This is a genomic window from Novosphingobium barchaimii LL02, assembly GCF_001046635.1.
Classification (GTDB): Bacteria; Pseudomonadota; Alphaproteobacteria; order Sphingomonadales; family Sphingomonadaceae; genus Novosphingobium; species Novosphingobium barchaimii.
The window spans coordinates 573,214-598,550 of record NZ_KQ130454.1 but is presented as its reverse complement, the minus strand read 5'-3'; the positions used below and the strand labels follow the sequence as shown (position 1 = coordinate 598,550).

The window sequence follows — 25,337 nt, the reverse complement described above, 5'->3', positions numbered from 1 at the left end:
TAGGCGCTGACGATGAGGAAAAATGCAATTCAAGTCCGTTGAGCGCCTATTTAAACGCACATAACATCCTGCTCAAGACGGGTAGCCGCAAAGGCGCCCGGGCGCTTTGGGACAGGAACAAGCGATGGCATTTCTCACACCGGATCGGTCGGTCCTGCCGGGCCATGCCCTGGTCATAGGCGGGACGAGCGAGGCGGGCGGCAGCGGCCCCGCGTTCGACCACGTCTACCCCGGCACCGGCGAAGTGACTGCGCAGCTTCGACTAGCCGATGCGGGCGATGTCGACCGCGCCGTCGCCGCAGCGCAGGGCGCCGCCCCGGCATGGCGCGCCATGCCGGGCGACAAGCGGCGCGACCTGATGCTGCGCCTTGCCGCGCTGACCGAGGAGAATGCGGCGCAAATGACCTCGCTGCTCTCGATCGAGAACGGCGCCATCATCCTTGCCGGTCCGCACATGAGCGGCGATGCCGCGCAGAAATTCCGCTACTTCGGCGGCTGGGCGGACAAGATCGAGGGCCGCACGATCAGCACCTGGGGCGGCCCGGCGCACGATTACGTGACGTACGAGCCCTACGGCGTGGTTGGGATCATCGTGCCGTGGAACGGGCCGCTGTTCGCGGCGACGATGTGCCTGGCCCCGGCACTGGCGGCCGGCAACTGCGTGGTGCTGAAAGCGCCGGAGAACGCGCCGTTCTCGCTGATGAAGCTGGTGGAGATCATCGGGCAGGCGGGCTTTCCGCCTGGAGTGGTCAATCTCGTCACCGGCGGGCCGGACGTGGGCGCGGCGATGGTGGCGCACCCCGGCATCGGCAAGATCGAATTCATCGGATCGGGCGGTACGGCGCGCAAGATACTTGGCAGCGCGGCGCAGAGCCTGAAGCCGGTGGGGCTGGAGTTGGGCGGCAAGTCGGCGGTGCTGGTCTTTGCCGACGCGAACCTTCAGGCGGCGGCGAAGCGCGGGCTGTCCGGCGCGGTCAGCGCCAACGGGCAAGGCTGCGTCAACGGCACGCGGCTACTGGTGGAGCGTTCGATCTACGAGCCTTACGTGCAGATGCTGGCGGCCATGGCGGCGCACATCAAGATCGGCGATCCGCTGGCGATGGACACGATCATGGGCCCGGTCATCTCCGAGCCGGCGCTGGAGCGCATTCAGGGCATGGTCGCAGGTGGGATCGCCGATGGCGCGCGCCTCGTCTGCGGCGGCGAGCGACTGGGGGCCGATCACGCTTCCGGCTTCTTCCTGCCGATCACGGTGCTGGCCGACGTCGCGCCGGGCAGCGCCATTGCGCGCAATGAAGTGTTCGGCCCGGTCCTCGTCGTCACACCGTTCGACAGCGAGGAGGAGGCCGTCTCGCTTGCGAATGACAGCGATTACGGTCTGGGCGCCTATGTTCACACCACCAGCCTTGCCCGCGCTCACCGCGTCGCAGGGCAGATGATGGCGGGCCAGGTGCAGGTCAACGGATCGGGCGAGGCGATGACGGCCTGCGTCCCGTTCGGCGGCATGAAGCATTCGGGCCACGGCCGCCTCGGCGGGATCGAGGCGCTGCGCGAGTTCCAGCAAGTGCGCAACGTCTGGGTCAACCTGCAGGAGTGATGGCGATGCTCGATCCCGAAGACCGCGCCGCCAGTGGCCGCGCCGCCGAGGCCGAAGCGGCGGCCCGCAGCCCGCGCGAACCGGCGACACTGCTGGAGGAATCCTGGCGCGACTTCGTCTGGGCCGAGGTCTGGACCCGCCCCTGCCTGCCGATGCGCCCCCGCCTGATCGTCGCCATGGCCAGCGCGGCGACTTGCGGGCTGGAGGAAAGCCAGATCGACGATTTCGTGCGCGGGGCGCTGGTCGGCGGGCACCTCAGCCTTGCCGAACTGCGCGAGGCGGCGCTGCATCTGGCCGTCTATGCGGGCTGGGGCAACGGCGGCAGGCTGGACCGCGCGGTGACGCGTGTGGCGGGTGAACTCGATTTGCCGCCCGCGCATGTCCCGCCGATCTGCCCCGAACCATGGGACGCGCAGGCCCGCAACGATGGCGGTCATGCCGCCTTCGCCAAAGTCATGACCTTTGCGCCGGGGCCGCCCGGATCGCCCTACCTTCAGGCCATCAACAACTTCGTCTTTGGCGAGATGTGGCGGCGCCCCGGCCTGGACGAGGCATCGCGCAGGTGGATCACGCTGGTTGGCGTGTGCGAATCGGCCGCCGAGATCCCGATCCGCAGCCACATCCACGCCGCCATGGCGAGCGGCAACTGCACCGGCGAGCAGATGCTCGAATTCGTGGTGCAATACGGGACCCATGCAGGCTGGCCCAAGGCCTCGCGCATCAACGCGGTGGTGCAGGAGATGATCGGCAAGGTGGCCAAGGGGTTGCCGTGGAACGGCTAGGGACGGGGAAAGCAGCATGAACACCGATATGACCGGCAAGGTCGCCCTTGTTACCGGCGCCGCTTCGGGGCTGGGCCGGGCGAGCGCGCTCAAACTGGCGCAGGCGGGGGCGGATCTATGGCTTGTCGACGTCAATCCGCAGGGCCTCGCCGAAACCGCTGCGCTGCTGGCGAAAAGCGGGCGGGCAGTGGCGACGCAGGTCGTCGACCTTTCCGATGCCGCCGCCTGCGCGAGGGTCGTGCCCGAGGCGACGACGCGGTTCGGGCGGCTCGATGCACTGTGCAATATCGCCGGGCTGATCTACCTTGCCAACACGCCGCAGATGCCGCTGGAGCAGTACCGGCGCACCATCGCCGTCAATCTCGACGCGCCTTTCGTGCTGTCGCGGGGCGCGATCCCGCACCTGCTGGAAACGAACGGGGCGATCGTCAACGTGGCTTCCTGCGCGTCCTACATCGGCGAGGCTTATGCCGCCGCCTATTGCGCCAGCAAGTGGGGCATCCTGGGCATGACCAAGGCGATGGCGATGGAGTTCCAGAAGGCCCCGATCCGCATCAATGCGGTCGCGCCGGGCGGCATGGTCACCAATATCGCGCTCAATTACCGCCCGCCCGAAAACTGCGACATCGAGCTGCTCAAGCGGTTTTCGGGCATGCGCGGGCAGGTCGAGGTGGACGACGTGGCGGACATGGTCCTGCTCCTGGCGTCCGAGGCCGGGCGCGGTTTCCACGGCGCCTGCATCGACATCGACAAGGGTATTACGGCCGGTTGAGCCGGTCTGCGGGAGTACGAAGATGACATTCACGCTCGATCAGTTCCGCCTCGATGGCAGGGTGGCCGTGGTCACCGGCGCCGGCGGGCGCGGCAATTCCATCGGCCGCGCCTATGCGATGGGCCTTGCCGAAGCGGGGGCGAGCGTCGTCGTCGCCGACCTCAACCTTGAAGGGGCTGAGGCCGTTGCCGCAGAGATCGCCGCCCTCGGCGGCAAGGCGCTGGCGGTAGAGGTGGACGTGGCCGATGAAGGCTCCACCCTCGCCATGGGCAAGGCTGCTTGCGAGGCGTTCGGCGGGGTCGATGTGCTGGTCAACAATGCCGCGCTGATGGTCGATATCAGCTACGATAACTGCGAGACGGTAAGCCTGGACGCCTGGAACCGCGCGTTTTCGGTGAACCTCAACGGTGCGCTGCTCTGCGCGCGGGCGGTCATCCCCTCGATGCGGGAGCGCGGCGGCGGGCGGATCGTCAACCAGACCAGCGGCGGGGCGTTCCCGGCGAGCGGAATTTACGGTATCTCCAAGCTGGCACTGGTCGGGTTGACCACCACGCTGGCAAAGCAGCTTGGCAAGGACGGCATCACCTGCAACGCCATCGCGCCGGGCAATGTCACCTCGGACGCGGGCAAGCTGCTGGTGCCGGACGATTCGCCGTTCATCCGCTTTCTCGAAATGACCTGCGCCATCGACCCGCGCGGCGCCCCGGACGAACTGGTCGGGACGCTGCTGCTGCTGTGTTCGCCGGCGGGGCAGTGGATCACCGGGCAGACCATGCATGTCGATGGCGGCTGGGTGATGCGGCCTTAAAGGAAGCCATCCACATCCGGGTCGCGCGGCTTCCTTGCGAAATGCCGGCCTTTCTGCGACCAAACCGGGCATGATACCGGCTCTTTTCGGCCTCTCCGGCCTGACCCTGACCGCTGACGAGCGTGCGTTCTTCCGCGATGCCGATCCGGCGGGCTACGTCCTGTTCGGCCGCAATGCACAGAGCCGCGAGCAGGTTCGCGCGCTTACCGACGAACTGCGCAGCCTTCACGGGCGCGACCGCCTGTTCATCTGCGTCGATCAGGAAGGCGGCCGGGTGGTACGCCTGAAGCCGCCGGTATGGCCGAAATACCCCCCCGGCGAGGTGTTCGACCGGCTTTACGACCTGGCCCCCGCCAGCGCCATCGAGGCCGCGCGCGCCAATGCCCATGCGCTGGGCCTCGACCTTGCCGAAGCGGGCATCACTGTCGACCTGCACCCCTCGCTCGACGTGCGCCAGCCCGGCGCGCACGATGTCGTCGGCGACCGTGCGCTGGGATCGGAACCGATGCGCGTAGCCGCGCTGGCCCGCGCGATCCTTGACGGGTTCGCCCGCGCAGGCGTGGCCGGGTGCATCAAGCACATCCCCGGTCACGGCCGTGCCATGGCCGACAGCCACAAGGAACTGCCCACCGTAACCGCCACGGCCGAGGAACTGGAACTGGACATCGCGCCGTTCCGCACCCTGGCCTCGGCGCCGATCGGTATGACCGCGCACGTGCGCTACACCGCCTGGGACGATGAAAACCCCGCCACCCTCTCGCCCTTCGTGGTGGGTGAGGTGATCCGCAAACGCATCGGCTTTACCGGCCTGCTGATGAGCGACGACCTCGACATGGAAGCGCTGTCCGGCACGGTGCCGGAGCGCGCGGCGGGCGCCATCGCGGCGGGCTGCGACCTTGCGCTCAACTGCTGGGCGAAGATGGACGACATGGTCGGCATCGCGCATGCCGTGCCGGTGATGGGCGAGCAGGGCCTTGCCCGGCTCGACACGGCGCTGGCGGCCACCGGCGATGCGCTCCCCGACGCCGACCACGCCAGCCTCATCGCCCAGCGCGACGCGCTGCTGGCGCTACGGGCGGCCTGACCCATGGCCGAGGCTCCGGGCCTGTTCGATGGCTGGGGCGGGGAGGACCGCGCCGAAGCGCAGGACGACGCGCTCTATCTGGACATCGACGGTTGGGAGGGCCCGCTCGACCTGCTGCTCGACCTTGCGCGGCGCCAGAAGGTGGACCTGCGCACGATCTCGATCCTCGAACTGGTCGACGCCTACCTCACCTACATCGAGCAGGCCGAGGCGCTGCGGCTGGAACTGGCGGCGGACTATCTGGTGATGGCGGCCTGGCTCGCCTACCTGAAATCCGCGATGCTGCTCCCGCGCGACGAGGCGGAAGATCCCAGCCCCGAGGAAATGGCCTTGCGCCTGCAGATGCGCCTGCAACGCCTGGGCGCCATGCGCGAGGCGGCGGGGAGGTTGATGGGCCGCGACCGGCTGGGCCGCGACGTCTTCGCGCGCGGCGCGCCGGAGGGGCTGCGGGTTGATCGCAAGTCGCTGTGGCAGTGTTCGTGGTACGATCTCGTGCGGGCTTACGGAGATGTGAAGGTGCGCTCCGAACCCGTCGTCCACATGGTGCGCGAGCGGATGGTGATGACGCTGGACAGCGCGATCCAGCGGGTATCCTCGATGCTGGGTGTGGCGATCGACTGGATGGACCTGCGCGATTTTCTGCCCCCGGCTCACGATACCTGGGCCGATCCCCGATTGCGGCGTTCGGCGCTGGCCTCCAGCTTCGTCGCGGCCCTGGAACTGGCGCGCACCGGCAAGGCCGAGATCGTGCAGGACGAGACGTTCGGGCCGCTGCGCCTGCGGGCGGTGAAGCCGTGATTTGTCGACACGTTGAGCGGAGCCGCGGGGGCTTCGACAGGCTCAGCCTGAGCGGAGTTTCAAGCGGCCGCCTAGCGCCGCTCAGCCTGAGCGGTCCTCCAGCCTTGCTCCCAACCCCGCTCAGGCTGAGCCTGTCGAAGCCCCAGGCGTGCGCACTATGAGCATCACGGACAACACCCAGCCCGACGACTTCGTCCGCGCCGTGGAAGCCACGCTGTTTGCCGCCGAGGAGCCGATGAGCGCCGAACAGATCGCGGCTCACCTCGGCTTCGGCGACAAGGGCGCAGGGCAGGTCCGCCCTGTCATCGAGCAGCTTGCCGCCCATTACGAAGGGCGCGGTATCCTGCTGGTCGAGCGCGGCAGGCGCTGGCATTTCGAGACCGCGCCCGATCTTGCCCACCTCCTGCGCCGCGAAAAGGAGGAACTGCGCCGCCTGTCGCGCGCAGCCACCGAGGTGCTCGCCATCGTCGCGTATCACGAGCCGGTCAGCCGGGCCGAGATCGAGGCGATTCGCGGCGTGCAGACCGCCAAGGGCACGCTCGACGTGCTGATGGAAGCGGGTTGGGTGCGCGTCGCCGGACGGCGCGAGGTGCCGGGCCGCCCGGTCATCTATGCGACGACGCCAGTCTTCCTCGATCACTTCGGGCTGGGGACGCTGAAGGAGCTGCCGGGCATCGACGAACTACGCGCCGCGGGCCTGCTCGATCCGGTGGATGAGGACATGATCGAGGCGGTTCTGGGGCCTGTAAATACCCGCAAGGCGGATGAACGCGAATCAGATCCTGACTAAGGCGTGACAGCCGCAGGTCAGAACCATGACGGGCTGGCAACTTGCCGACAAAGCGCCTAGATGGGGCGCATGACGGTCGATACCGACCATGTGTTTTGGAGTTGAGGTTATGGGTAGCTTCTCGATCTGGCACTGGCTGATCGTTCTGGTGATCGTGCTCGTGCTGTTCGGACGCGGCCGCGTTTCGGAAATCATGGGTGACTTCGGCAAGGGCATCAAGAGCTTCAAGGATGGCATGCACGAGGAAGAGGCCAAGAAGGCCGCTTCGTCGACCCCCGCAGTGCCGCCCGTGCAGATCGCCAAGCCACAGGATGAAGTCGTCCCGCCGGCTCCGGCCGCGACGCCGACCGAGACCAAGAACGAGCAGGTTTGAGCGAGCCGGACTGACAGGCGATGTTCGACGTCGGCGCATCCGAACTGCTGTTGATCGTGATCGTGGCGGTTGTCGTCATCGGTCCCAAGGACATGCCTATGGCCTTGCGCACTGCTGGCCGCTGGATCGGCAAGATGCGCAAGGTCTCGAACCACTTCCGCTCGGGCCTCGATGCCATGGTGCGCGAGGCGGAACTTGAGGACATGGAGCGCAAGTGGCGAGAGCAGAACGAGGCGATCATGAAGGCCAGCCCGCAGCTGCCCAGCATGAACCCGACTGCCGACGACATGCAGGCTCCGGCGGTTTCCAACCCCGCTCCGTACACGCAGGACGCGCCCGCTTGGCAGGATCACGCCGCCTCTCAGGACCATAAGGCCGAGGGCGGGGCGAACGCGACAAGCGAAGAACCCCGGCAGGCCGAAATGCACCTGCCCCCGCCGCCGCCCTGAGGCACAAGCCATGCAGCCCTTCCGCGTTTCCGACATCGACGATACCCAGGCCCCCCTGCTCGAACATCTGGTCGAGCTGCGGGGCCGGCTTCTGCGCGCCTTCCTGGCTTTTGCAGTGGCGTTCGGCGTGTGCTTCTATTTTTCGAGCGATATCTTCTCGTTCCTGGTTCGCCCGCTGACCGAGGCGTTTCCGCCGGGGCAGGGCCGGCTGATATACACCAAGCTGTATGAGGCGTTTTTCGTCGAAGTGAAGATCGCGATGTTCGCGGCCTTCTTCGTCAGCTTCCCGGTGATCGCCAACCAGATTTGGGCCTTCGTGGCGCCGGGCCTCTACGCGAAAGAGAAGAAGGCGTTCCTGCCTTTCCTGATCGCAACGCCGATCCTGTTCACCATGGGCGCGGCGCTGGCTTATTACGTGGTCATGCCGACCGCCTTCCACTTCTTCCTGGGCTTTCAGGGACAGAAGGGCGGCCTCAAGCTGGAAGCGCTGCCCGGCACCGGCGATTATCTGGCGCTGGTGATGCAGTTCATCCTGGCCTTCGGGATCAGCTTCCTGCTGCCGGTCCTGCTGATGCTGCTCAACCGGGCCGGCATCGTGACGCGCGCGCAGTGCGTGGCGGCGCGGCGTTATGCGATCGTCGGCGTGTTCATCGTCGCGGCCGTGGCGACGCCGCCGGACGTGATCTCGCAGCTTATGCTGGCGATCCCGCTGCTGCTGCTGTTCGAGGGCACGCTGATCCTCATGTGGTTCACCGAACGCCGCGAAGCCAAAGAGCGCGCGGCGGAGGAAAAGGCCATCGAGAAGAACGCCGAAGCGGCGGGCAAGGCTGCGGCGGAGTAAGCGCTCTGTTGCCGAGGGGCTTCGACAAGCTCAGCCTGAGCGGAATTCGGTTTATTGGGAAAATGACGAGCCGAGTGGGGCGGTAATCCTTGGTGCGTGGTGCGCGCCGCGGCGGCAAAAGCGAAATACCCTCCGTCATCCCCGCGAAGGCGGCGATCCATCTCTAAACCCAATGCTGAAACCGGATGGATTCGCGCCTTCGCGCAACTGACGGGTATTTTCTGCCGGATGTGGTCCCTTAGCGGCCCTGCGCGCCGTTGGCGGGTTCCGGCCTCGGGTCGCGCTCACGCCGCACTCCGGCCTTGCCGCCGTCCTGCGCCGCCGACCATGCCAGCTTGCCGCCGATCCAGGTTTCCAGCACCCGCGTCGCGCGCACCTGTTCGGGCGCGGCGGTCATCGGGTCGTTGTCGACGAACAGGAAGTCCGCGCGGTAACCCTTGGCGATGCGGCCAAGGCGGTCCTCGGCGAACAGGGAGTAGGCCGCGCCCGTGGTATAGGCCGCCAGCGCCGCTTCTCGCGAAAGCACTTCCTGCGGCTGCCAGCCCCCGGCCGGCTGACCGTCGGCGCCGGTGCGGCTGATCGCCACGGCCAGGCCTTCGAAGGGATGGGCGGGCTCCACCGGCGTGTCGGACCCGAAGGCCAGCGTCGCGCCCGCCGCCGAGATCGATTTCCACGCATAGGCCCCGGCAAGCCGCGCCGGACCCAGCCGGGCCTCGGCCATGGTGCGGTCCGAAGCCTCATGCTGCGGCTGCATGGAGGCGATCACCCCGTTGCGGCCGAAGCGCGGAATGTCGGCAGGGTCGACGATCTGCGCATGTTCGATCCGCCAGCGCCGATCGCCCTTATAGGTGGCGGACAATTCCTCGATCGAATCGAGCACGGTGGCGTTGGCCTCGTCGCCGATGGCGTGGACGGCGACCTGGAAGTTGTCGATCGCCGCGCGGCTCATCAGGTTGCCCAACTGCGTCTGGCTCATCCGGGGCAGGCCCTTCGCCTTGGCGTCGTCGGCGTAAGGCGCCTTGAGCCAGGCGCCGCGCGATCCCAGCGCGCCGTCGAGGTAGAGTTTGACCCCGTTCATCTTGAGCCGGTCTTCGTAAAGCCACTGCGTCGGGCGGGGGCCGCCGATCAGGCTCATGTTGTCGATCCCGGCCGCATAGGAGACGATGCGCACGCGCAGTGCGCCCTTGTCCGCGGCGCGGCGGAAGGCCTGCCAGTCCTCGATCGTGGTGCCCATGTCGGCGATGGTGGTCACGCCGGCGGCAAGCAGGGTGAGTTGCGCTTCGCCCAGCGCCGAATCGCGGTCGTCGGGGCGGGTGTGGGGCAGCTTGGCTTCGATCAGCGCAGTGGCCGCATCGACAAGCACGCCCGCCGGGGCCTTGGAGCCCGCCACGCGCAGGATCTGACCGCCCGCCGGATCGGCGCTGGCGGCGCTCACCCCGGCAGCGGAAAGCGCGGCGGAGTTGGCCCAGCCGGCATGGCCGTCCACGCGGATGAGCCAGGCGGGCTTGCCGCCGGTCACCTGGTCGAGCTGCGCGGCGGTGGGCATGCGGTCGGCGCCGCTGCCATCCTTGTTCCAGTCCGCCTGATTCCAGCCGGTGCCCAGCACCCAGGGCGCTTCGGGATGGGCGGCGACCCATGCCGCGATGCGCGACAGGGCCTCGTCCAGCGATCTGGCGGCGGAAAGGTCCAGCGTCATCTTCGCAAAGCCGGTGGCCATGACGTGGCCGTGGGCATCGATCATGCCGGGCACGACCACGCGGCCCTTGCCATCGACCTGATAGTCGACCTTCTTGGGCCGCTTGTCGCCGCGGTGGAAGACCTGCACGACATGTCCGTCCGGGCCGATCAGGAAGCCTTCGAAACGATCGACGCCGCCCTTGCCGTCGGGGCTGACGCCTTCGACGTTGTCGACAAGGATATCGGCGTGGGCCGGAGACGCGAACAGGGGCGCCGTCAGGGCAGTCCCGGCGAGCAGCATGGTGGCTGCCGCAATGCTATGCTTCACTTCTTGCCCTTCTTGGGGAGGCGCTTGATGATCGCGCTGGTATCGAGACGGCCGCCGCCCATCGCCTGCAGGTCGGCGAAGAACTGGTCGACCAGCGCCGCCACCGGCAGAGATACGCCCAGCCCGCGCCCTTCCTCAAGACTGAGGCCAAGATCCTTGCGCATCCAGTCGATCGCGAAGCCGAAATCGAATTCGTCGGCGTCCATGGTCTTGAGCCGGTTGTCCATTTGCCACGACTGGGCGGCGCCGCCGGAAATGGCCTCGTAGACCTTTTCCATGTCGAGGTGCGATGCCTGGGCAAAACGCACGGCCTCTGCCAGCGCGGCGACGTTGCCGGCGATGCAGATCTGGTTGGCCATCTTGGCGATCTGGCCCGAGCCGGGCTTGCCGACATGGACGATGCGGCTGGAATAGCCTTCCATGATCGGGCGCGCGGCCTCGATCGCGTCGTCGCGCCCGCCGCACATCAGGGTGAGCGTGCCCTTTTCCGCGCCGATCTGCGATCCGGTCATCGGCGCGTCGACGCAGTGGACCTTGAGATCGCGCGCTTCGACCGAGATCTGCCGCGCGATCCGGGCCGAGACAGTGGTGTGGTCAATGAAGACGCCGCCCTTTTTCAGCATGCGGAACACGCCGTTGGGCCCCAGCACCACGTCGGCAAGGTCGTCGTCGTTGCCGACGCAGGTGATCACCACGTCGGCATCCTGCGCGGCATGGGCCGGATTGGCGGCGATGCGGTGGGCGAGGCCCGGGTTGTCGGCGCTCCACTTGCGCGCGCGTTCGGGCGAGCGGTTGTAGATCGTCAGTTCGTGCCCGGCCTCGGCGATGTGGCGCGCGATCGCGCCGCCCATCGTCCCCAGCCCGAGGAAGGAAACCTTGCGGCGGTCTATGGTGGTGTCGCTCATACGTCGCGTTCTAGCGGATTTTAGGCAAAAGCAAACCGCTCAGGCACTGACTTGCGGGCAAGCGTGCTTTCAATTCGTCGTGGTTTCCGGTACTCGCGCCGTCATGGACCAGACAGTGCTCACCATCGCTCCCGGAGCGGCCGAGGCCGCCCCGCTGACCGCAGCCGACGTTCGCGCGGCGGCGGAGCGAATTTCGGGCAAGGTCGTACGCACGCCGACGCTCCATAGCGCCACGCTGAGCGCGATCACCGGCGCCGATATCTGGCTCAAGTTCGAGAACCTGCAGTTCACCGCCGCCTACAAGGAGCGCGGCGCGCTCAACGCGCTGCTGCTGCTGCCGGAAGAGGCGAAATCGCGAGGCGTGATCGCCGCTTCGGCCGGCAACCACGCGCAGGGCCTCAGCTATCACGGCACCCGGCTCGGCGTGCCCGTCACCATCGTCATGCCCAAGACCACGCCGACGGTGAAGGTCATGCAGACCGAGAGCGTGGGCGGTAAGGTCGTGCTCCACGGCGAGAGCTTCGACGAGGCCTATGAACACGCGCGCAAGCTTGAGGGCGAGCTGGGACTGACGTTCATCCATCCCTTCGACGACCCGCATGTGGCGGCGGGGCAAGGCACCGTCGCGCTGGAAATGCTGGAAGACGTGCCCGATCTCGACACGCTGGTGCTGCCGGTGGGCGGCGGCGGCCTGTCATCGGGCATGGGCACCGTGGCGCGGGACATAAAGCCGGACATCCGGCTGGTCGGCGTCGAGGCGCAGCTTTATCCTTCCATGTACAACCTGCTGAAAGGCACCACCCTGCCGATCGGCGGCGATACGCTGGCCGAGGGTATCGCGGTGATCGCGCCGGGGCTGATGACTTCAAAGGTGCTGCGCGGCCTGCTCGACGATTTCCTGCTGGTCAGCGAGTCCCAGATCGAGAGCGCGCTGGCCCTGCTGCTCCAGATCGAGAAGACGCTGGTGGAAGGCGCGGGCGCTGCGGGCTTCGCGGCGGTGATGAACAACCGCGAGCTGTTCGCCGGTCGCAAGGTCGGCATCGTGCTGTCGGGCGGCAATATCGATACCCGCCTGCTCGCCAACGTGCTGCTGCGGGATCTTGCCCGTTCGGGCCGCCTCGCGCGGCTCAAGATCGGCCTTCAGGACCGGGCCGGCGCGCTGTTCAAGGTCGCCAAGGTGTTCCACGAGCACAATGTGAACATCATCGAGGTGTTCCACCAGCGCATCTTCACGCACTTGCCCGCCAAGGGTCTGGTCACCGAAATCGAGTGTGAGGCGCGCGACAAGGCGCAGCTCGATGCTCTGGTCTCGGCCCTGCGGCGCGAAGGTTACGAAGTGAAGCAGGTCGAGACCGAATAGGTTTGCACGGGGCGGACGGTGGGTTAATCTTCTGTCTGCCCGGACGCCCCGAATTGGTACGGATAGGCGCGAATGCCGCCGGACTGGTGCGATTTGACTGCAGCTCGGTCGGTTTTTGTAGTTAAAAGACTCGCAACGCGCTGCAGCGGCATGCATATTTCGGGGACAGAAGCGGACCACGCGCTGGCACAATGCAAGAGGAAGACCAAGTTCGGTGACGGCTCCGGTTCGATTTCCACGCTTTTTCGTGACAAGCCCGGCGCCGTGTCCGTATCTTCCGGGCCGTAGCGAGCGCAAGGTTTTCACCGAACTGAAGGGTCCGCACGCCGATTCGCTCAACGATGCGCTGGGCAGAATCGGGTTTCGCCGTAGTCAGACTGTCGCCTACCGCCCCTCCTGCATAGACTGTAACGCCTGCGTATCGGTGCGGGTCTTCGCCGGGGAATTCGTCGCCTCGTCCTCGCAAAAGCGCACTCTCAAGGCGCATGGCGACCTGATCGCCACCGTCTGCCGCCCATGGTCCACCAGCGAACAGTTCGATCTGCTCCAGCGCTATCTATCGGTGCGCCATCCCGAAGGCGGAATGACGACGATGGACGAAGTCGACTTCGCCGACATGGTGGAGCACACGCCGGTAACCAGTTACGTGATCGAGTACCGCGAACCCTCCGCCGACGGCGTAGTGCCGGGCCGCCTCGTCGGCGCCTGCCTGACCGACCGCCAGTGCGACGGCCTCTCGATGATCTACTCCTTCTACGACCCGCACTACGAAGGCCGGCAGGGGCTGGGGAACTTCATCATCCTCGATCACATTCGCCGCGCCGAAGAAATGGGGCTGGCCTATGTCTACCTGGGTTACTGGGTCGAAGGTTCTCCGCGCATGCAGTACAAGGTGCGCTATCGGCCGATGGAAAAGCTCGGCCGTTCGGGGTGGGAACGGATCGCCCCCGCCGACCAGGACCGGCTGATCGCCGCGGCCGTTGCCAACCCCCGCAGCCGCGATGACGCGGCGGGCCCGAAAGACGGCATGCCCGCCATCGCCAAGGGCTGACAGGCTGGGTGCCTGGCGGGCGCTGGGTTGTTGGTTACGCTCGCAATGACTTGCTAAATGGCGCCCTTCTCCGCTAACAGCACGGCACTCGCAAGGACCCGGTGAAAATCCGGGTGGCTATTCCGGCCGCCGATCCGCCGGACAACGTCACACATCACCCTATTTCAAGCGCGCCCAGATGCGCGCCGTGTGGCTTCTTGTGGAATTTTCCCATGTCCAATTCGATTGCCCGCTATCGGCGGCAGTGGTTTACAAATGGCGTCGGTGTACGCCGTGACGTTCTGGCCGGCGTAGTCGTTGCGCTGGCGCTCATCCCGGAGGCCATCGGCTTCTCGATCATTGCCGGGGTCGATCCCCGCGTGGGGCTTTATGCATCGGTGGCGATCGCCATGGTCATCGCCTGCATTGGCGGGCGGACCGGCATGGTCTCCGCCGCAACCGCCTCCGTGGCGGTTCTGGTGACGCCGCTGGTGCGGGACCACGGCGTGGAATACCTCTTTGCCGCCACGATCCTGATGGGGCTGTTCCAGGCGATCGCCGGCCTGCTGCGGCTCGACCTGCTGATGCAGTTCGTCTCGCGCTCGGTCATCACCGGCTTCGTCAATGCGCTGGCCATCCTGATTTTCATGGCGCAACTGCCCCAGCTTACCGATGTGAGCTGGCAGACCTATGCAATGGTCGCGGGCGGGCTTGCCGTCATCTACCTGTTCCCGCGCGTGACCAAAGCTGTACCCTCCCCGCTGGTTTCGATCTTGCTGCTGACAGCGATCAGCATCGGCATGGGCCTGCCGGTCCACACCGTGGGCGACATGGGCAAGTTGCCCGAAGGCCTGCCCAGCTTCGCTCTGCCGCAAGTCCCGCTGACGTTGGAGACGCTGCGCATCATCGCGCCCTTTTCGCTGACGATGGCGGCGGTCGGCCTGCTGGAATCCATGCTGACCGCGCAGATCGTCGACGACATGACCGACACCGACAGCGACAAGAAGCGCGAATGCATGGGCCAGGGCGGCGCCAACGTCGTCGCGGCATTGCTGGGCGGTATGGGCGGCTGCGCCATGATCGGGCAGTCGGTTATCAACGTGACGTCGGGCGGCCGGGGCAGGCTTTCCACCTTCGTTGCGGGCGCTTTCCTGCTGTTCCTGCTCGCGGTGCTGGGGCCTTACGTGGGCCGGGTGCCGATGCCGGCTCTGGTGGCGGTGATGATTATGGTGTCGATTGGAACCTTCAGCTGGAGTTCGATCACCAACCTGCGCCGCCATCCGCCGACATCTTCGGTGGTGATGCTGGTGACGGTCGTGGTCGTCGTCGCCACGCAGGACTTGTCGCTGGGCGTGCTTTCGGGCGTGCTGCTTTCGGGGATATTCTTCGCGGGCAAGGTCCAGCGCATGTTCGCGGTGGAACGCGAGGTATCGCCCCGAGGCGCGACTTACCGCGTTTCAGGGCAGATATTCTTCGCCTCGGTGGAGCGTTTCACCCGCGCCTTCCAGTCCGAAGACAGCGCCGGGCACATCCTGATCGACGTTTCGAAGGCGCACTTCTGGGACATCTCCGCTGTCGGCGCGCTGGACAAGATCGTCGCGCGTCTGCGCCGCGAAGGTCGGAGCGTCGAGGTGATCGGCTACAATGATGCCAGCGCCGATATCGTCGACCGCTTCGCCCTGCACGACAAGACCGGAGTGGAGATGGGCGCCGCCCCGCACTGAGGTTTCTCCGTTGCGGGGCGGAACCCTTTAGCGCTTCCTGCCTTTCGCTGCGTTGAGCGCGGCGGCTTCCACCAGCAGCGCTTTCAGCGCCGGTTCGTCGATCACGTCACCTTCGTGAAGGTCGATGGCCCGGCGCACGTTGCCCTCGAGGCTGGCGTTGAACAGGCGCCCGGGATCTTCGAGCGCGGCGCCTTTGGCAAACGTCAGCTTGACGGCGGCCTTGTAGGTTTCCCCGGTGCAGACGATGGCGCCGCCGTGATACCAGGTGGGCACGCCGCGCCATTTCCATTCCTCGACCACGCCCGGCAGCGCTTCGAGAACGAGCGCGCGTACTTTCGCCAGCGTATCGCCGCGCCAGTCGCCCAGTTCGGCGATGCGTTCGTCGATGTGCTGAGCGGGTGTTTTCTGGTCTTGGGCTGGATCGGTCACGGCGTTCCGTAGAGCTTGGCCTCTTCCGCGCGGCGCGACTTGAGGCCGTTCATGGGCTTTCCATCGTTGTAGATCCACTTGCCGAACTGTTCCTGCGCCTGGGCGAATTTGCCCTGCTTGTGAAGGCTGGCCAGTGTCGCCTTGCGGATAGCCCCGGTATTGTAGTGAAACGACACCAGTGCGTCGAACTGGTTCTGGGTGGTCGCTGCCGATCCGAGGAAGGCGGCCACCTCGTTCACGTAGACCACCATGTCGACGTCAAAGCGCGCATCGCACTGGGCCTGGTTCCAGATGACGCCTTTCTTCACGTCCCCGCCGGTGGACCCCCAGCCGATCGTCCAGGGCTTGCCGTCTGTGCTGCCAGGGTCGGGATAGGCGGCGAAGGTGCCGTCGGCGCGGCGCGTAGCGCAGCCTTCCCATTTCTTGATAAGTTTGGCGCCCGGCGATCCCAGCGCGGCGCCGGTGGGCGCTGCGGGGGCCGGCGTGGGCACGGGGGCGGGGGCCTCGCTGGCGGGAAGGGCGCCTGCTGCAAGGTCGATGGCCTTGTCCAGCGCGTTGACTTCGACCTGCGTAAAGCTGCGGCCCAGCATCTTGCGAACCGCATCGAAAACCGGCTTCCTGTTCATGAACACTTCCTTCCACGACGTGACTGCACGAAGTATCCGTTGCAGCCGTGACTGCCCAAGGTGCGCCCGAATGGTGTTGGAAGCGGTCCTGACTACCGCCGTTTGCGCTGCCCCATGCCTTTCGGGCAGCCGTTTGATTAAGCCTGAGCGGGGTTTGTAGGAAAGCGGATTCTTTTCCGCGGCAGTGCTGCCACCTGAAATATCAGTAGTTGTCATGCGCCGCGAACGGGGCGCAACGAAAAGGGCGCCCGGATTTCTCCGGGCGCCCCACTCGGCGAACTGGTCGCGCCAGCCTGATTAGAGGCTGTAGTACATGTCGAACTCAACGGCCGACGGCGTGGTTTCCCAGCGCAGCACTTCGGGCCACTTGAGTTCGAGGTAGGCTTCGATCTGGTCCTCGGTGAACACGCCGCCTTCGAGAAGGAAGGCGTGGTCGGCCTGAAGGCTGTCGAGAGCTTCGCGCAGCGAACCGCAGACGGTCGGCACTTCGGCGAGTTCGGCCGGCGGCAGATCGTACAGGTTCTTGTCCATCGCTTCGCCCGGATGGATCTTGTTCTTGATGCCGTCAAGACCGGCCATCAGGAGCGAGGCGTAGCACAGGTACGGGTTGGCCATCGCGTCGGGGAAACGGAATTCCACGCGCTTTGCCTTGCTGCCGGCACCGTAGGGGATGCGGCACGAAGCCGAACGGTTGCGGGCCGAGTAGGCCAGCAGAACCGGTGCTTCGTAACCCGGAACCAGACGCTTGTAGCTGTTGGTGGTCGGGTTGGTGAAGGCGTTGAGAGCCTTGGCGTGCTTGATGACACCGCCGATGAAGTAAAGGCAGTTGTCGGACAGGCCGGCATAGCCGTTACCGGCGAAGGAGTTTTCGCCGTCGTTCCAGATCGAGATATGCGTGTGCATGCCCGATCCGTTGTCCTTCATGATCGGCTTGGGCATGAACGTGGCCGTCTTGCCGTAAGCCTGCGCAACCATCCACACGACGTACTTGTAGATCTGCATGCGGTCGGCGGTGGTGACCAGCGTACCGAAGGTCATGCCGAGTTCGTGCTGGGCAGCCGCCACTTCGTGGTGGTGCTTGTCGCAGGGCAGGCCCATTTCGAGCATGGTCGAAACCATCTCGGCGCGGATGTCGGTGCACGAATCGACCGGAGCGACGGGGAAGTAGCCGCCCTTGGCGCGCGGGCGGTGGCCCAGGTTGCCGGCATCGTAGGACTTGTCGGTGTTGCCCGGCAGTTCGATATCATCGATCTTGAAGCCGTTGCCGTCGTAGCCGTCGTAGAACTTCACGTCGTCGAACATGAAGAACTCGGCCTCGGGGCCGACGTAGACGGTGTCGCCGAAACCGGCCGACTTGACGAACGCTTCTGCGCGCTTGGCGCACGAACGCGGGTCGCGGGCATACAGCTCACCGGTCGAAGGCTCGACGATGTCGCAGAACACGATCAGCATCGGGGTGGCCGAGAACGGATCGACATATACGGCGGTAAGGTCGGGCTTGAGGATCATGTCCGACTCGTTGATGGCCTTCCAGCCCTCGATCGACGAACCGTCGAACATGAGGCCGTCTTCCAGCTCATCTTCGCCGAGAACCGTCGAAACCATGGTCAGGTGGTGCCACTTGCCCTTGGGGTCGGTGAAGCGAAGATCTACCCACTCGATCTCCTCGTCCTTGATTTGCTTCAGGACTTCCTTTGCAGTTGCCATGGTATTGGTTCTCCAGGTTACTCTTCCGCCTGGCGGAAGAGGATAGGGGTGGGTGGGCAATTCGGGAATTCAGCCGGCCCCCACCGGCATAGTCCCGGGTCCGGTCAGGGCCGGACGCAAATTCAAAAAGGTAGCGCCTTTAAAGCGCGTCGTCGTCACGCTCTCCGGTGCGGATCCGCACAGCGGTTTCCACGTGCACGACGAAGATCTTGCCGTCGCCGATGCGGCCGGTCTGCGCGGCGTCGGCGATGGCTTCGACCACGCGGTCAGCCAGGGCATCGGGAACGACGACCTCGAGCTTCACCTTGGGCAGGAAATCGACGACGTATTCCGCGCCGCGATAGAGTTCGGTGTGGCCCTTCTGGCGACCGAAGCCCTTGGCTTCGGTGACGGTGATGCCGGATACACCCACTTCATGGAGCGCTTCCTTAACTTCATCGAGCTTGAACGGCTTGATGATGGCTTCGATCTTTTTCACGCCTGCCTGGACCCCTGCACTTGCACCCGGACTGTTTCTAAGAGGGAACCGGTCCGGGAACCAGATGCCTCGCGCGCGATTCCCATCAAGAATCGTGCCAATGCGTTGGGTGAGTGGTAGGCCAAGTGTGCAACCGCGAAAAGACCGGATTTGCACCATTTATCCCGTTGGTTGACGGACTGTCGCAATGTCTGGTGCCTGCTATGGGCAAGTTCTGTTCAAGATTCGGGCAGGTGGTGCCTGAAAATTGTGCAGTGCAGGATTTTGGCCGCTGAGTGCTGCCCCGTTTACTGCGGGCGGCTCTCTCCCCGAGCAACCCCGGGGAGGAGCGGGATCAAAGGCGCAGGCCTGCGGTTTCGTTCAGGCCGGCCATGATGTTGAGGTTTTGCACCGCCGCGCCGCTGGCGCCCTTGCCCAGATTGTCGAGCATGGCGACGAGGCGGGCCTGGGTGCCGTCTGCCGAGCCGAGGACGCGCAGGGTCAGGCTGTCGACCGGGTCCATCGCCGCGCGCAGCAGCAGTTCGTCGGGCTGGTCGCCCGCGACGTTCACGACCGGGCTGTCTGCATAGAAGTCCGTCAGCGCGGTGCGCAGGGCTTCGGGCGTGCCGGCACCGGGCATCATTTCAAGATGCAGCGGCACTTCAACCAGCATTCCGCGATGCGCCGGGACCACGGCGGGCGCGAAGATCGGCGCGTGGGTCAGCCCTGCGTGGACGAGCATTTCGGGGACATGCTTGTGGCCCAGAGCGAGGCCGTAGGCGCGGAAGGCGATGTCGGTATCGGCCTCGAAGCGGGCGATCAGCGCCTTGCCGCCGCCCGAGTAGCCCGAGACGGCGTGGCAGACGTAAGGCCACTGCGCGGGCAGCAATCCGGCGCGGATCAGCGGCGCGACCAGGGCGATGAAGCCGCTGGGATAGCAGCCGGGGTTGCTCACCCGCATGGCGGAGGCGACCGCATCGCGGCCGACTATCTCGGGGAAACCGTAAGTCCAGTCCGGCGCGGTGCGGAAGGCGGAGGAGGCGTCGATCACCCGCGTGCGGTCGTTGGCGATCATGCCCACGGCCGCCTTGGCGGCGTCGTCAGGCAGGCACAGGATCACGAAATCGGCCGCGTTCAGCGCTTCGGCGCGGGCCGCATCGTCCTTGCGCCGGTCGTCCGGGAGCACGAGAAGTTCGAATTCGCTGCGGCCGGCAAGCCGGTCGGCGATTTCCAGGCCGGTGGTGCCGGCGGCGCCGTCGATGAAGACACTTGCGGTCATCAGATTTCGCTTTCGAGCTGGGTCAGCGCCACGTAGCCGACCGGGCCGTCTTCGCCGAGCTGGCCCCAGGCCCAGTTGCCCGCAATGTCGAGCACGTTGAACGTGGCGGCGGCAGGCAGGTCCATCACGGGCTCGCCATCATTGCGGCCGGCGGCGCGCAGGACGGCGCCGGCGGTGAGGGCGCGCGGCATCGGCGCGGCGTAATGCGGCACGAAGTACAGCCCGGCCAGTTTGATATGGGCAAGGTCGCCGCGCACGGGAAGGCAGCCGGGATCCGCGCGCACGCTCGGTCCGGTCATGGCGAGAATGCCTTCGGTCCGGGGAGGGCGGGTATACGAATCCACAGGTGCCAACGTCGGTACGTCTCCAAAAGCAAAGATGGGCGCGCTTAGCCGGGTCACGGCTGGATCGCAAGTTCAGGCATACCGCGCCCGCAGCATGTGCCACGCCGCACGCAGGCCCAGCGCGTCGCCGCCCCTGGGCCGCCCCGGCTTGGCGGCGGGGCGCCAGGCGAACGTATCGAAGTGCGCCCAGTCGATCCCCTTGGGCACGAAGCGGTCGAGGAACAGCGCCGCCGTACTGGCACCCGCGAAGCCGCTGGAGCCGGCATTGTTGATGTCGGCAATGTCGGACTTGAGGTATTCGCGGTAGCCTTCGTGCAGCGGCAGGCGCCAGCACGGGTCGTCCTGGGCCTTGCCTGCGGCCAGCAGCGCGTCGGCTGTGGCATCGAGCCGGGTGAACAGGGCCGGAAGGTCGGGGCCGACGGCAACGCGTGCGGCGCCGGTCAGGGTGGCGAAATCGATGATGAGGTCTGGCTTTCCCTCGCCTGCGCGGGTCAGGGCATCGCCCAGGATCAGGCGGCCTTCGGCGTCGGTATTGCCGATCTCCACCGAGATCCCCGCGCGGCTTTTCAGCACGTCGCCGGGGCGGAAGGCGTTGCCGGCAATGGCGTTCTCCACCGCCGGGACCAACAGATGCAGGCGCACCGGCAGGTTCGCGCTCATGATGAGCCGGGCGAGGGCCAGCGCGTGCGCGGCGCCGCCCATGTCCTTCTTCATCAACAACATGCCCGCGCCGGGCTTGATATCGAGCCCGCCCGAATCGAAGCACACGCCCTTGCCCACCACGGCGACGCGCGGGTGCGCCGGATCGCCCCATTCCAGTTCGATCATGCGCGGGGCGTGGGAGCGGCTGGCCGCCCGGCCCACCGCGTGGACCATGGGAAAATCGCGCTCCAGCAGGTCGCCTCGGGTGATGCGGATTTCGGCGCGGTAGGATTTGTGGAGGTTCTCCGCCTCGGCTTCGAGTTGGGCAGGCCCCATGTCCTCCGCCGGGGTGTTGACGAGATCGCGCACGAGCATGATCGCCTCGGCCTCTGCCGTCATTGCGTCGATGGTTTTCGGCTCGCCGGTGAGGAGCACGCGCGGGCCTTCGTCGCCCGGTTCGGACAGATAGCGCTCGAAGCTGTACTGGCCGGCGATCCAGCCCAGCATGGCCGCGCCCGGCTCACCGCCCACGCGGCGATAGGTGCCTGCGGGCAGTTTCTCGGCCAGCCTGGCCATGCACCACGAGGTCAGCGCGGCGGTATCGGCCACGCCTGCCACCACGGCCCATCCGTCGCTATCGCCATCGCCATCGGGGATGATCGCATGGTCGTTCGCGGCGCCTGTGAAGCGGTTGGCCGCGATTGCGGCGCGCTGGGGAACGCTGAGGCCTTTGAGGAATTTCTCCAGTCCGTCCTTGTCGACGAGATGGATGGAAACGGCCTTCTGGCCGCGATCGGGCTGGATCAATGCGTTCTTGTCGCTCATGCGGTGATTCTCTAGCCTTCCCCCCGGCCTGAGTGCGAGAGGAATTTTGATGCGTTACGGCGGTTTGGCTACGGTTCTGGCATTGACGATGACAGGCGCGCTGGCTGCGTGCAACGGTTCCGGCAGCCCGGACCCGCAGCGCAGCGCGGCGGCAACCGGCGCGCCTGAGGCAACCGCACCCGCATCCGAAGCGCCCCCGCCCGCTCCGCCTCCGGCCAAGGGACGCACCGAAAAGGAAGAGAACGAGGTCTTCGCTTTCAGCTATTCCTACCCCGATGCCGCCGCAGCCATTCCGGGCCTTCGCGATCTGCTCGACCAGCGGCTGGATGCCGACAAGGGCGATCTGGTATCGTCGGCGCGCAGCGGCAAGGCGGAGGCGGCCAAGGACGGCTTTCCTTATCACGCCTATGAACGGCAGACCGACTGGAAGGTCGTCACCAACATGCCCGGCTGGCTTTCGCTGTCGGCCCAGCACTACGAGTTTTCGGGCGGCGCGCACGGGATGACCGTGTTCGATTCGCTGGTATGGGACCGGGGCGCCGACACCGCGCGCAAGCCGGCGGACCTGTTCACCGGTCAGGACGCCCTGCGCAGCGCGATCCAGGCCCCGTTCTGTGATGCGCTTGACAAGCAGCGCGCGAAGAAGCGCGGCGAACCGGTCGCACGCGATAGCGGGCAGATGTTCAGCGAATGCATAGACCCGACCGCGCAGACGCTGATCCTGGGGTCGACCAATCGCCGCGCCTTCGACCGTATCGGCGTGCTTGTCGCGCCTTACGACGCGGGGCCTTATGCGGAAGGCAGCTATGAAGTGACGCTGCCGGTAACCGGCAAGGTGATGGCTGCCCTGAAACCGCAATATCGCAGCGCTTTTTCCGCCCAGCCCTGACCTTTGCAACCGTGATCTCGCAATTCATGGCAAAAGGGACTATCTGGGCGTCATGACCGAATACCAGATCGTAGAACCCGGCCAGGAGGAAGCCCTCCTGCGTGACGGCACAATCAAGCTGCATGGCCCCGCAGGTTTCGAGGGCATGCGCCGCGCCGGCGCCCTCGCCGCGCGCATTCTCGACGAGATCGCGCCGCTGGTGCAGCCCGGTGTCACCACCGCGTTCATCGACGACAAGGTGCGTGAACTGACGCTGGCCGGGGGCGCCGTGCCCGCGACGCTGGGCTACCGGGGCTATGCGCATTCGTGCTGCATCTCGATCAACCACGTCGTTTGCCACGGCATCCCGTCCGAGAAGACCTTCAAAGACGGGGACATCGTCAACATCGACGTCACCCCGCTGCTGGATGGCTGGCACGGCGATACCAGCCGCATGTACCTCGTCGGCGATGTGCCGCTGAAGGCACGCCGCCTGGTCGACGTGACTTACGAGTGCCTGATGATCGGCATCGCGCAGGCCAAGCCCGGCAACCGCGTGGGTGACATCGGCGCGGCCATCCAGGAATATGCCGAGTCGCACCGCTACGGCGTGGTGCGCGAATTTTGCGGGCATGGCCTGGGCCGTCTTTTCCACGATGCTCCCGAAGTGGTGCACGCCGGTCGCCGCGGCACGGGCCCGCTGCTCAAGGCCGGCATGTTCATGACGATCGAGCCGATGATCAACCTGGGCAAGCCGCCGGTGAAGCTGCTTTCCGATGGCTGGACGGCAGTTACCCGCGACAAGTCGCTATCGGCGCAGTTCGAGCATTCGATCGGCATCACCGAGGATGGCTGCGAGATCTTCACCACCAGCCCCACCGGTCGCCACAAACCGCCTTACGTCTGACGGCGCACCGGCAGCAGCCTCAGAACGAGATGACCGCTTCCCCGATTGCATTCCACACCTCGTCCAACTGGTCGTCGGTGATGCAGTAAGGCGGCATCACGTAGACGGTGTTGCCCAGCGGGCGCAGCAGGATGTCGCGGCTGCGGAAGAAGGCCATCAGTTCGGGGGCGAGGCCGTCCATGTAGCCGCCTTCGCCGCGTGTCCGCAGGTCCAGCGCGGCGATCGTGCCCAGCGCGCGCGGATTGTCGAAGTGGCAGAAGCGGCCGAGCTTCTCCAGCCATGCGGACTGCCTCCGGCCAAGGTCGGCCACGCATTCCATCACCGGCTCCTCACGCCAGATGGCGAGGTTGGCAGCCGCCGCCGCACAGGCGATCGGGTTGGCGGTATAGCTGGAGGAATGGAAGAACATCCGCGCCCGGTCGGTGGACCAGTGCGCGGCGAAGATCGCCTCGCTCGCCATCGTCACCGCCAGCGGCAGCGAGCCGCCGGTGAGGCCCTTGGACAGGCACAGGATATCGGGGACGACGCCCGCCTGTTCGCACGCCAGCAAGGTGCCGGTGCGGCCCCAGCCTGTCATCACCTCGTCAGCGATGAACAGGACGCCGTATCTGGCGCAGATATCGGCCATGGCCTTGAGGGTTTCGGCGCCGTAGATCAGCATTCCGCCCGCACCCAGCACCAGCGGCTCGACGATCAGCGCAGCGGTATCGGTCTGGCGGCACAGAGCCTCAAGCGCGTCCAGCGTCTCCTGCTCCGCTCCGGCGGCGGGGAAGGGAATGCGGCCCACGTCGAACAGCAACGGATCATAGGGCTGGTTGAACACCCCGCGCTGGCCCACCGACATCGCGCCGATGGTGTCGCCGTGATAGGAATGTTCCATCACCACGATCCTGTGGCGCGGCGTGCCTCCGTTTGCGGGGGTATTGGCGTGCCAGTAGCCCAGCGCCATCTTCAGTGCGACTTCGACGCTGGTGGAGCCGGAATCGGAAAAGAACACCCGTGTCAGTTCGGGCGGCATGATCGCGGTCAGCCCGGCAGCAACCGCCTCGGCGGGTTCGTGGGTCCAGCCGGCGAAGATGAGCTGGTCCAGCTTCTGCGCCTGCTCGGCCACGGCGGCCATGATGCGCGGGTGGCAATGGCCATGCGTGGTGACCCACCAGGACGAGACCGCGTCGATCACCGTGCGTCCGTCTGCGGTATGCAGCAGCGCGCCTTCGGCATGGGTGACCAGCGGGATCGGCTCGCCCAGTCCGTGCTGGGTGAAGGGATGCCAGATCGGCGAGGCAGCAGGCGGCAGGGTCATGCGAAATCCTCCAGCCGGAAGTTGGCGGCAAAGGCGGCGCGCAGTGCGGCGGGTTCCAGCGGGTCCAGCCGGGGCAGGCGGCCCAGCCGTTTGACGCCGCCCATCGCGCAAATCGTCGCCTCGCTGTCCTCCACCGGCTCGCCCACGAAGGCCACGCCAAGGATCGGCACCCCGCGCGCGCGCAGCGCCTCGATAGAGAGCAGGGTGTGGTTGATCGTGCCCAGCACCGTGCGGGCCACCAGTACGACCGGCGCGCCCCAGCGGGCGAACTGGTCGGCGTAAGTTTCGCGGCGGCTTATCGGCACCAGCACGCCGCCCGCGCCCTCCACCACCAACGGGCCGTCGAATGCGGGCAGGGCAAGCCTTGCCGCGTCTATCGTCACGCCGTCGATCTCGGCTGCGAGGTGGGGCGAGCAGGGTGTGGCCAGGCGGTAGGCCTCGTCCAGCACGTGGCCGCGCGGCAGGCCGGAAAGGCGCGCCACACGCATGGCGTCGGTGCCGTCATCCTCCACCCCTGCCTGCACCGGCTTCCAGTAATGCGCGCCCAGCGCGCCTGCGAGCGCGGCGGCAAAGACGGTCTTGCCGATCTCGGTATCGGTGCCGGTGACGATGATGGGGCGGGTAGTCATGGC

The 25,337-nt window shown here is 66.3% G+C and carries 26 protein-coding genes and 1 other annotated feature; of the genes, 15 read left to right on the top strand and 11 right to left on the bottom strand.

All coding sequences use genetic code 11. The annotated features are described in order from the left end of the window. Positions 1-124 precede the first annotated feature (124 nt). The 10 genes from V474_RS13340 (at position 125) to tatC (ending at position 8,294) form a co-directional block, all read left to right on the top strand. Positions 125-1,597 (top strand): aldehyde dehydrogenase family protein, encoded by a 1,473-nt coding sequence (locus tag V474_RS13340; protein WP_059151940.1) that lies wholly within the window; start codon positions 125-127, stop codon positions 1,595-1,597. Between the two features lie 5 nt (positions 1,598-1,602). After that, a complete protein-coding gene (locus V474_RS13335) occupies positions 1,603-2,379 on the top strand; it encodes a carboxymuconolactone decarboxylase family protein (RefSeq protein ID WP_236711258.1) in 777 nt (258 codons plus the stop codon). A gap of 16 nt (positions 2,380-2,395) precedes the next feature. Further along, the gene (locus V474_RS13330; protein ID WP_059151938.1) at positions 2,396-3,151 is read left to right on the top strand and encodes an SDR family NAD(P)-dependent oxidoreductase; all 756 of its coding nucleotides are present in this window, start codon (positions 2,396-2,398) and stop codon (positions 3,149-3,151) included. A gap of 22 nt (positions 3,152-3,173) precedes the next feature. Further along, positions 3,174-3,959, top strand: a complete 786-nt coding sequence (locus V474_RS13325; protein WP_059151937.1) for an SDR family oxidoreductase — start codon at positions 3,174-3,176, stop codon at positions 3,957-3,959. A gap of 70 nt (positions 3,960-4,029) precedes the next feature. Next, positions 4,030-5,043, top strand: a complete 1,014-nt coding sequence (gene nagZ, locus V474_RS13320; RefSeq protein WP_059151936.1) for a beta-N-acetylhexosaminidase — start codon at positions 4,030-4,032, stop codon at positions 5,041-5,043. A 3-nt stretch (positions 5,044-5,046) separates the two neighbouring features. Continuing rightward, positions 5,047-5,841 carry a segregation and condensation protein A gene (locus V474_RS13315; RefSeq protein ID WP_043977009.1) on the top strand — a complete coding sequence of 265 codons (795 nt, stop codon included), beginning with the start codon at positions 5,047-5,049 and terminating at the stop codon, positions 5,839-5,841. A 157-nt stretch (positions 5,842-5,998) separates the two neighbouring features. Then, the gene (scpB, locus tag V474_RS13310; RefSeq protein ID WP_059151935.1) at positions 5,999-6,631 is read left to right on the top strand and encodes an SMC-Scp complex subunit ScpB; all 633 of its coding nucleotides are present in this window, start codon (positions 5,999-6,001) and stop codon (positions 6,629-6,631) included. 109 nt (positions 6,632-6,740) lie between these two features. Further along, positions 6,741-7,004, top strand: coding sequence for a twin-arginine translocase TatA/TatE family subunit (locus V474_RS13305; RefSeq protein WP_059151934.1), 264 nt, complete (start codon positions 6,741-6,743; stop codon positions 7,002-7,004). A 20-nt stretch (positions 7,005-7,024) separates the two neighbouring features. Next, positions 7,025-7,453: a Sec-independent protein translocase protein TatB gene (tatB, locus tag V474_RS13300; protein WP_059151933.1), complete on the top strand. Its 429-nt coding sequence runs from the start codon at positions 7,025-7,027 to the stop codon at positions 7,451-7,453. Between the two features lie 10 nt (positions 7,454-7,463). Further along, positions 7,464-8,294, top strand: coding sequence for a twin-arginine translocase subunit TatC (gene tatC, locus V474_RS13295; protein ID WP_059151932.1), 831 nt, complete (start codon positions 7,464-7,466; stop codon positions 8,292-8,294). Positions 8,295-8,532: 238 nt separating this feature from the next. On the opposite strand, the gene V474_RS13290 is transcribed toward tatC, so the two are convergent. Further along, positions 8,533-10,299, bottom strand: a complete 1,767-nt coding sequence (locus tag V474_RS13290) for an amidohydrolase (RefSeq protein WP_407938331.1) — start codon at positions 10,297-10,299, stop codon at positions 8,533-8,535. After that, on the bottom strand, positions 10,296-11,204 hold the full coding sequence (locus V474_RS13285) for an NAD(P)-dependent oxidoreductase (protein WP_059151931.1): 909 nt from the start codon (positions 11,202-11,204) through the stop codon (positions 10,296-10,298). The genes V474_RS13290 and V474_RS13285 overlap by 4 nt, the downstream gene beginning before the upstream one ends. Before the next feature lie 103 nt (positions 11,205-11,307). Here V474_RS13285 and V474_RS13280 point away from each other — a divergent pair, with 103 nt between their 5' ends. From V474_RS13280 to V474_RS13270, 3 genes are all read left to right on the top strand, one after another. Further along, on the top strand, positions 11,308-12,564 hold the full coding sequence (locus V474_RS13280) for a threonine ammonia-lyase (protein WP_059151930.1): 1,257 nt from the start codon (positions 11,308-11,310) through the stop codon (positions 12,562-12,564). A 214-nt stretch (positions 12,565-12,778) separates the two neighbouring features. Continuing rightward, entirely contained in the window at positions 12,779-13,615 is an 837-nt protein-coding gene (locus tag V474_RS13275; RefSeq protein WP_059151929.1) for an arginyltransferase, read from the top strand. A 91-nt stretch (positions 13,616-13,706) separates the two neighbouring features. Next, positions 13,707-13,762, top strand: a sequence feature (sul1 is cis-regulatory element that is thought to sense ions involved in sulfur or methionine metabolism; They are found in Alphaproteobacteria). Positions 13,763-13,827: 65 nt separating this feature from the next. Then, positions 13,828-15,318 carry a SulP family inorganic anion transporter gene (locus tag V474_RS13270; protein WP_059151928.1) on the top strand — a complete coding sequence of 497 codons (1,491 nt, stop codon included), beginning with the start codon at positions 13,828-13,830 and terminating at the stop codon, positions 15,316-15,318. 27 nt (positions 15,319-15,345) lie between these two features. Here V474_RS13270 and V474_RS13265 read toward each other — a convergent pair whose 3' ends face one another. From V474_RS13265 to V474_RS13235, 7 genes are all read right to left on the bottom strand, one after another. Continuing rightward, entirely contained in the window at positions 15,346-15,747 is a 402-nt protein-coding gene (locus V474_RS13265; RefSeq protein WP_059151927.1) for a DUF1801 domain-containing protein, read from the bottom strand. Further along, the gene (locus V474_RS13260) at positions 15,744-16,373 is read right to left on the bottom strand and encodes a lysozyme (RefSeq protein ID WP_059151926.1); all 630 of its coding nucleotides are present in this window, start codon (positions 16,371-16,373) and stop codon (positions 15,744-15,746) included. Before V474_RS13260 ends, V474_RS13265 begins: the two co-directional genes overlap by 4 nt. Positions 16,374-16,670: 297 nt before the next feature. Next, the gene (gene glnA, locus V474_RS13255; protein WP_059151925.1) at positions 16,671-18,080 is read right to left on the bottom strand and encodes a type I glutamate--ammonia ligase; all 1,410 of its coding nucleotides are present in this window, start codon (positions 18,078-18,080) and stop codon (positions 16,671-16,673) included. Between the two features lie 139 nt (positions 18,081-18,219). Beyond that, positions 18,220-18,558, bottom strand: a complete 339-nt coding sequence (locus tag V474_RS13250; protein ID WP_043978976.1) for a P-II family nitrogen regulator — start codon at positions 18,556-18,558, stop codon at positions 18,220-18,222. Between the two features lie 334 nt (positions 18,559-18,892). Then, a complete protein-coding gene (gene argC, locus V474_RS13245) occupies positions 18,893-19,816 on the bottom strand; it encodes an N-acetyl-gamma-glutamyl-phosphate reductase (protein ID WP_059151924.1) in 924 nt (307 codons plus the stop codon). Then, entirely contained in the window at positions 19,816-20,115 is a 300-nt protein-coding gene (locus tag V474_RS13240; protein ID WP_059152151.1) for a hypothetical protein, read from the bottom strand. The genes argC and V474_RS13240 overlap by 1 nt, the downstream gene beginning before the upstream one ends. 117 nt (positions 20,116-20,232) lie before the next feature. Then, the gene (locus V474_RS13235) at positions 20,233-21,627 is read right to left on the bottom strand and encodes a leucyl aminopeptidase family protein (RefSeq protein WP_059151923.1); all 1,395 of its coding nucleotides are present in this window, start codon (positions 21,625-21,627) and stop codon (positions 20,233-20,235) included. A gap of 49 nt (positions 21,628-21,676) precedes the next feature. On the opposite strand from V474_RS13235, the gene V474_RS13230 reads away from it, so the two are divergent. Both V474_RS13230 and map read left to right on the top strand, forming a co-directional pair. Continuing rightward, complete coding sequence (locus V474_RS13230; RefSeq protein WP_059151922.1) at positions 21,677-22,516, top strand: DUF4163 domain-containing protein; 840 nt, start codon at positions 21,677-21,679, stop codon at positions 22,514-22,516. Between the two features lie 52 nt (positions 22,517-22,568). Continuing rightward, positions 22,569-23,402, top strand: a complete 834-nt coding sequence (gene map / locus V474_RS13225) for a type I methionyl aminopeptidase (RefSeq protein WP_059151921.1) — start codon at positions 22,569-22,571, stop codon at positions 23,400-23,402. Positions 23,403-23,421: 19 nt separating this feature from the next. Here map and V474_RS13220 read toward each other — a convergent pair whose 3' ends face one another. Continuing rightward, positions 23,422-24,705: an adenosylmethionine--8-amino-7-oxononanoate transaminase gene (locus tag V474_RS13220; protein ID WP_059151920.1), complete on the bottom strand. Its 1,284-nt coding sequence runs from the start codon at positions 24,703-24,705 to the stop codon at positions 23,422-23,424. Then, positions 24,702-25,334 carry a dethiobiotin synthase gene (gene bioD, locus V474_RS13215; protein WP_059151919.1) on the bottom strand — a complete coding sequence of 211 codons (633 nt, stop codon included), beginning with the start codon at positions 25,332-25,334 and terminating at the stop codon, positions 24,702-24,704. The genes V474_RS13220 and bioD overlap by 4 nt, the downstream gene beginning before the upstream one ends. Positions 25,335-25,337: the final 3 nt, after the last annotated feature.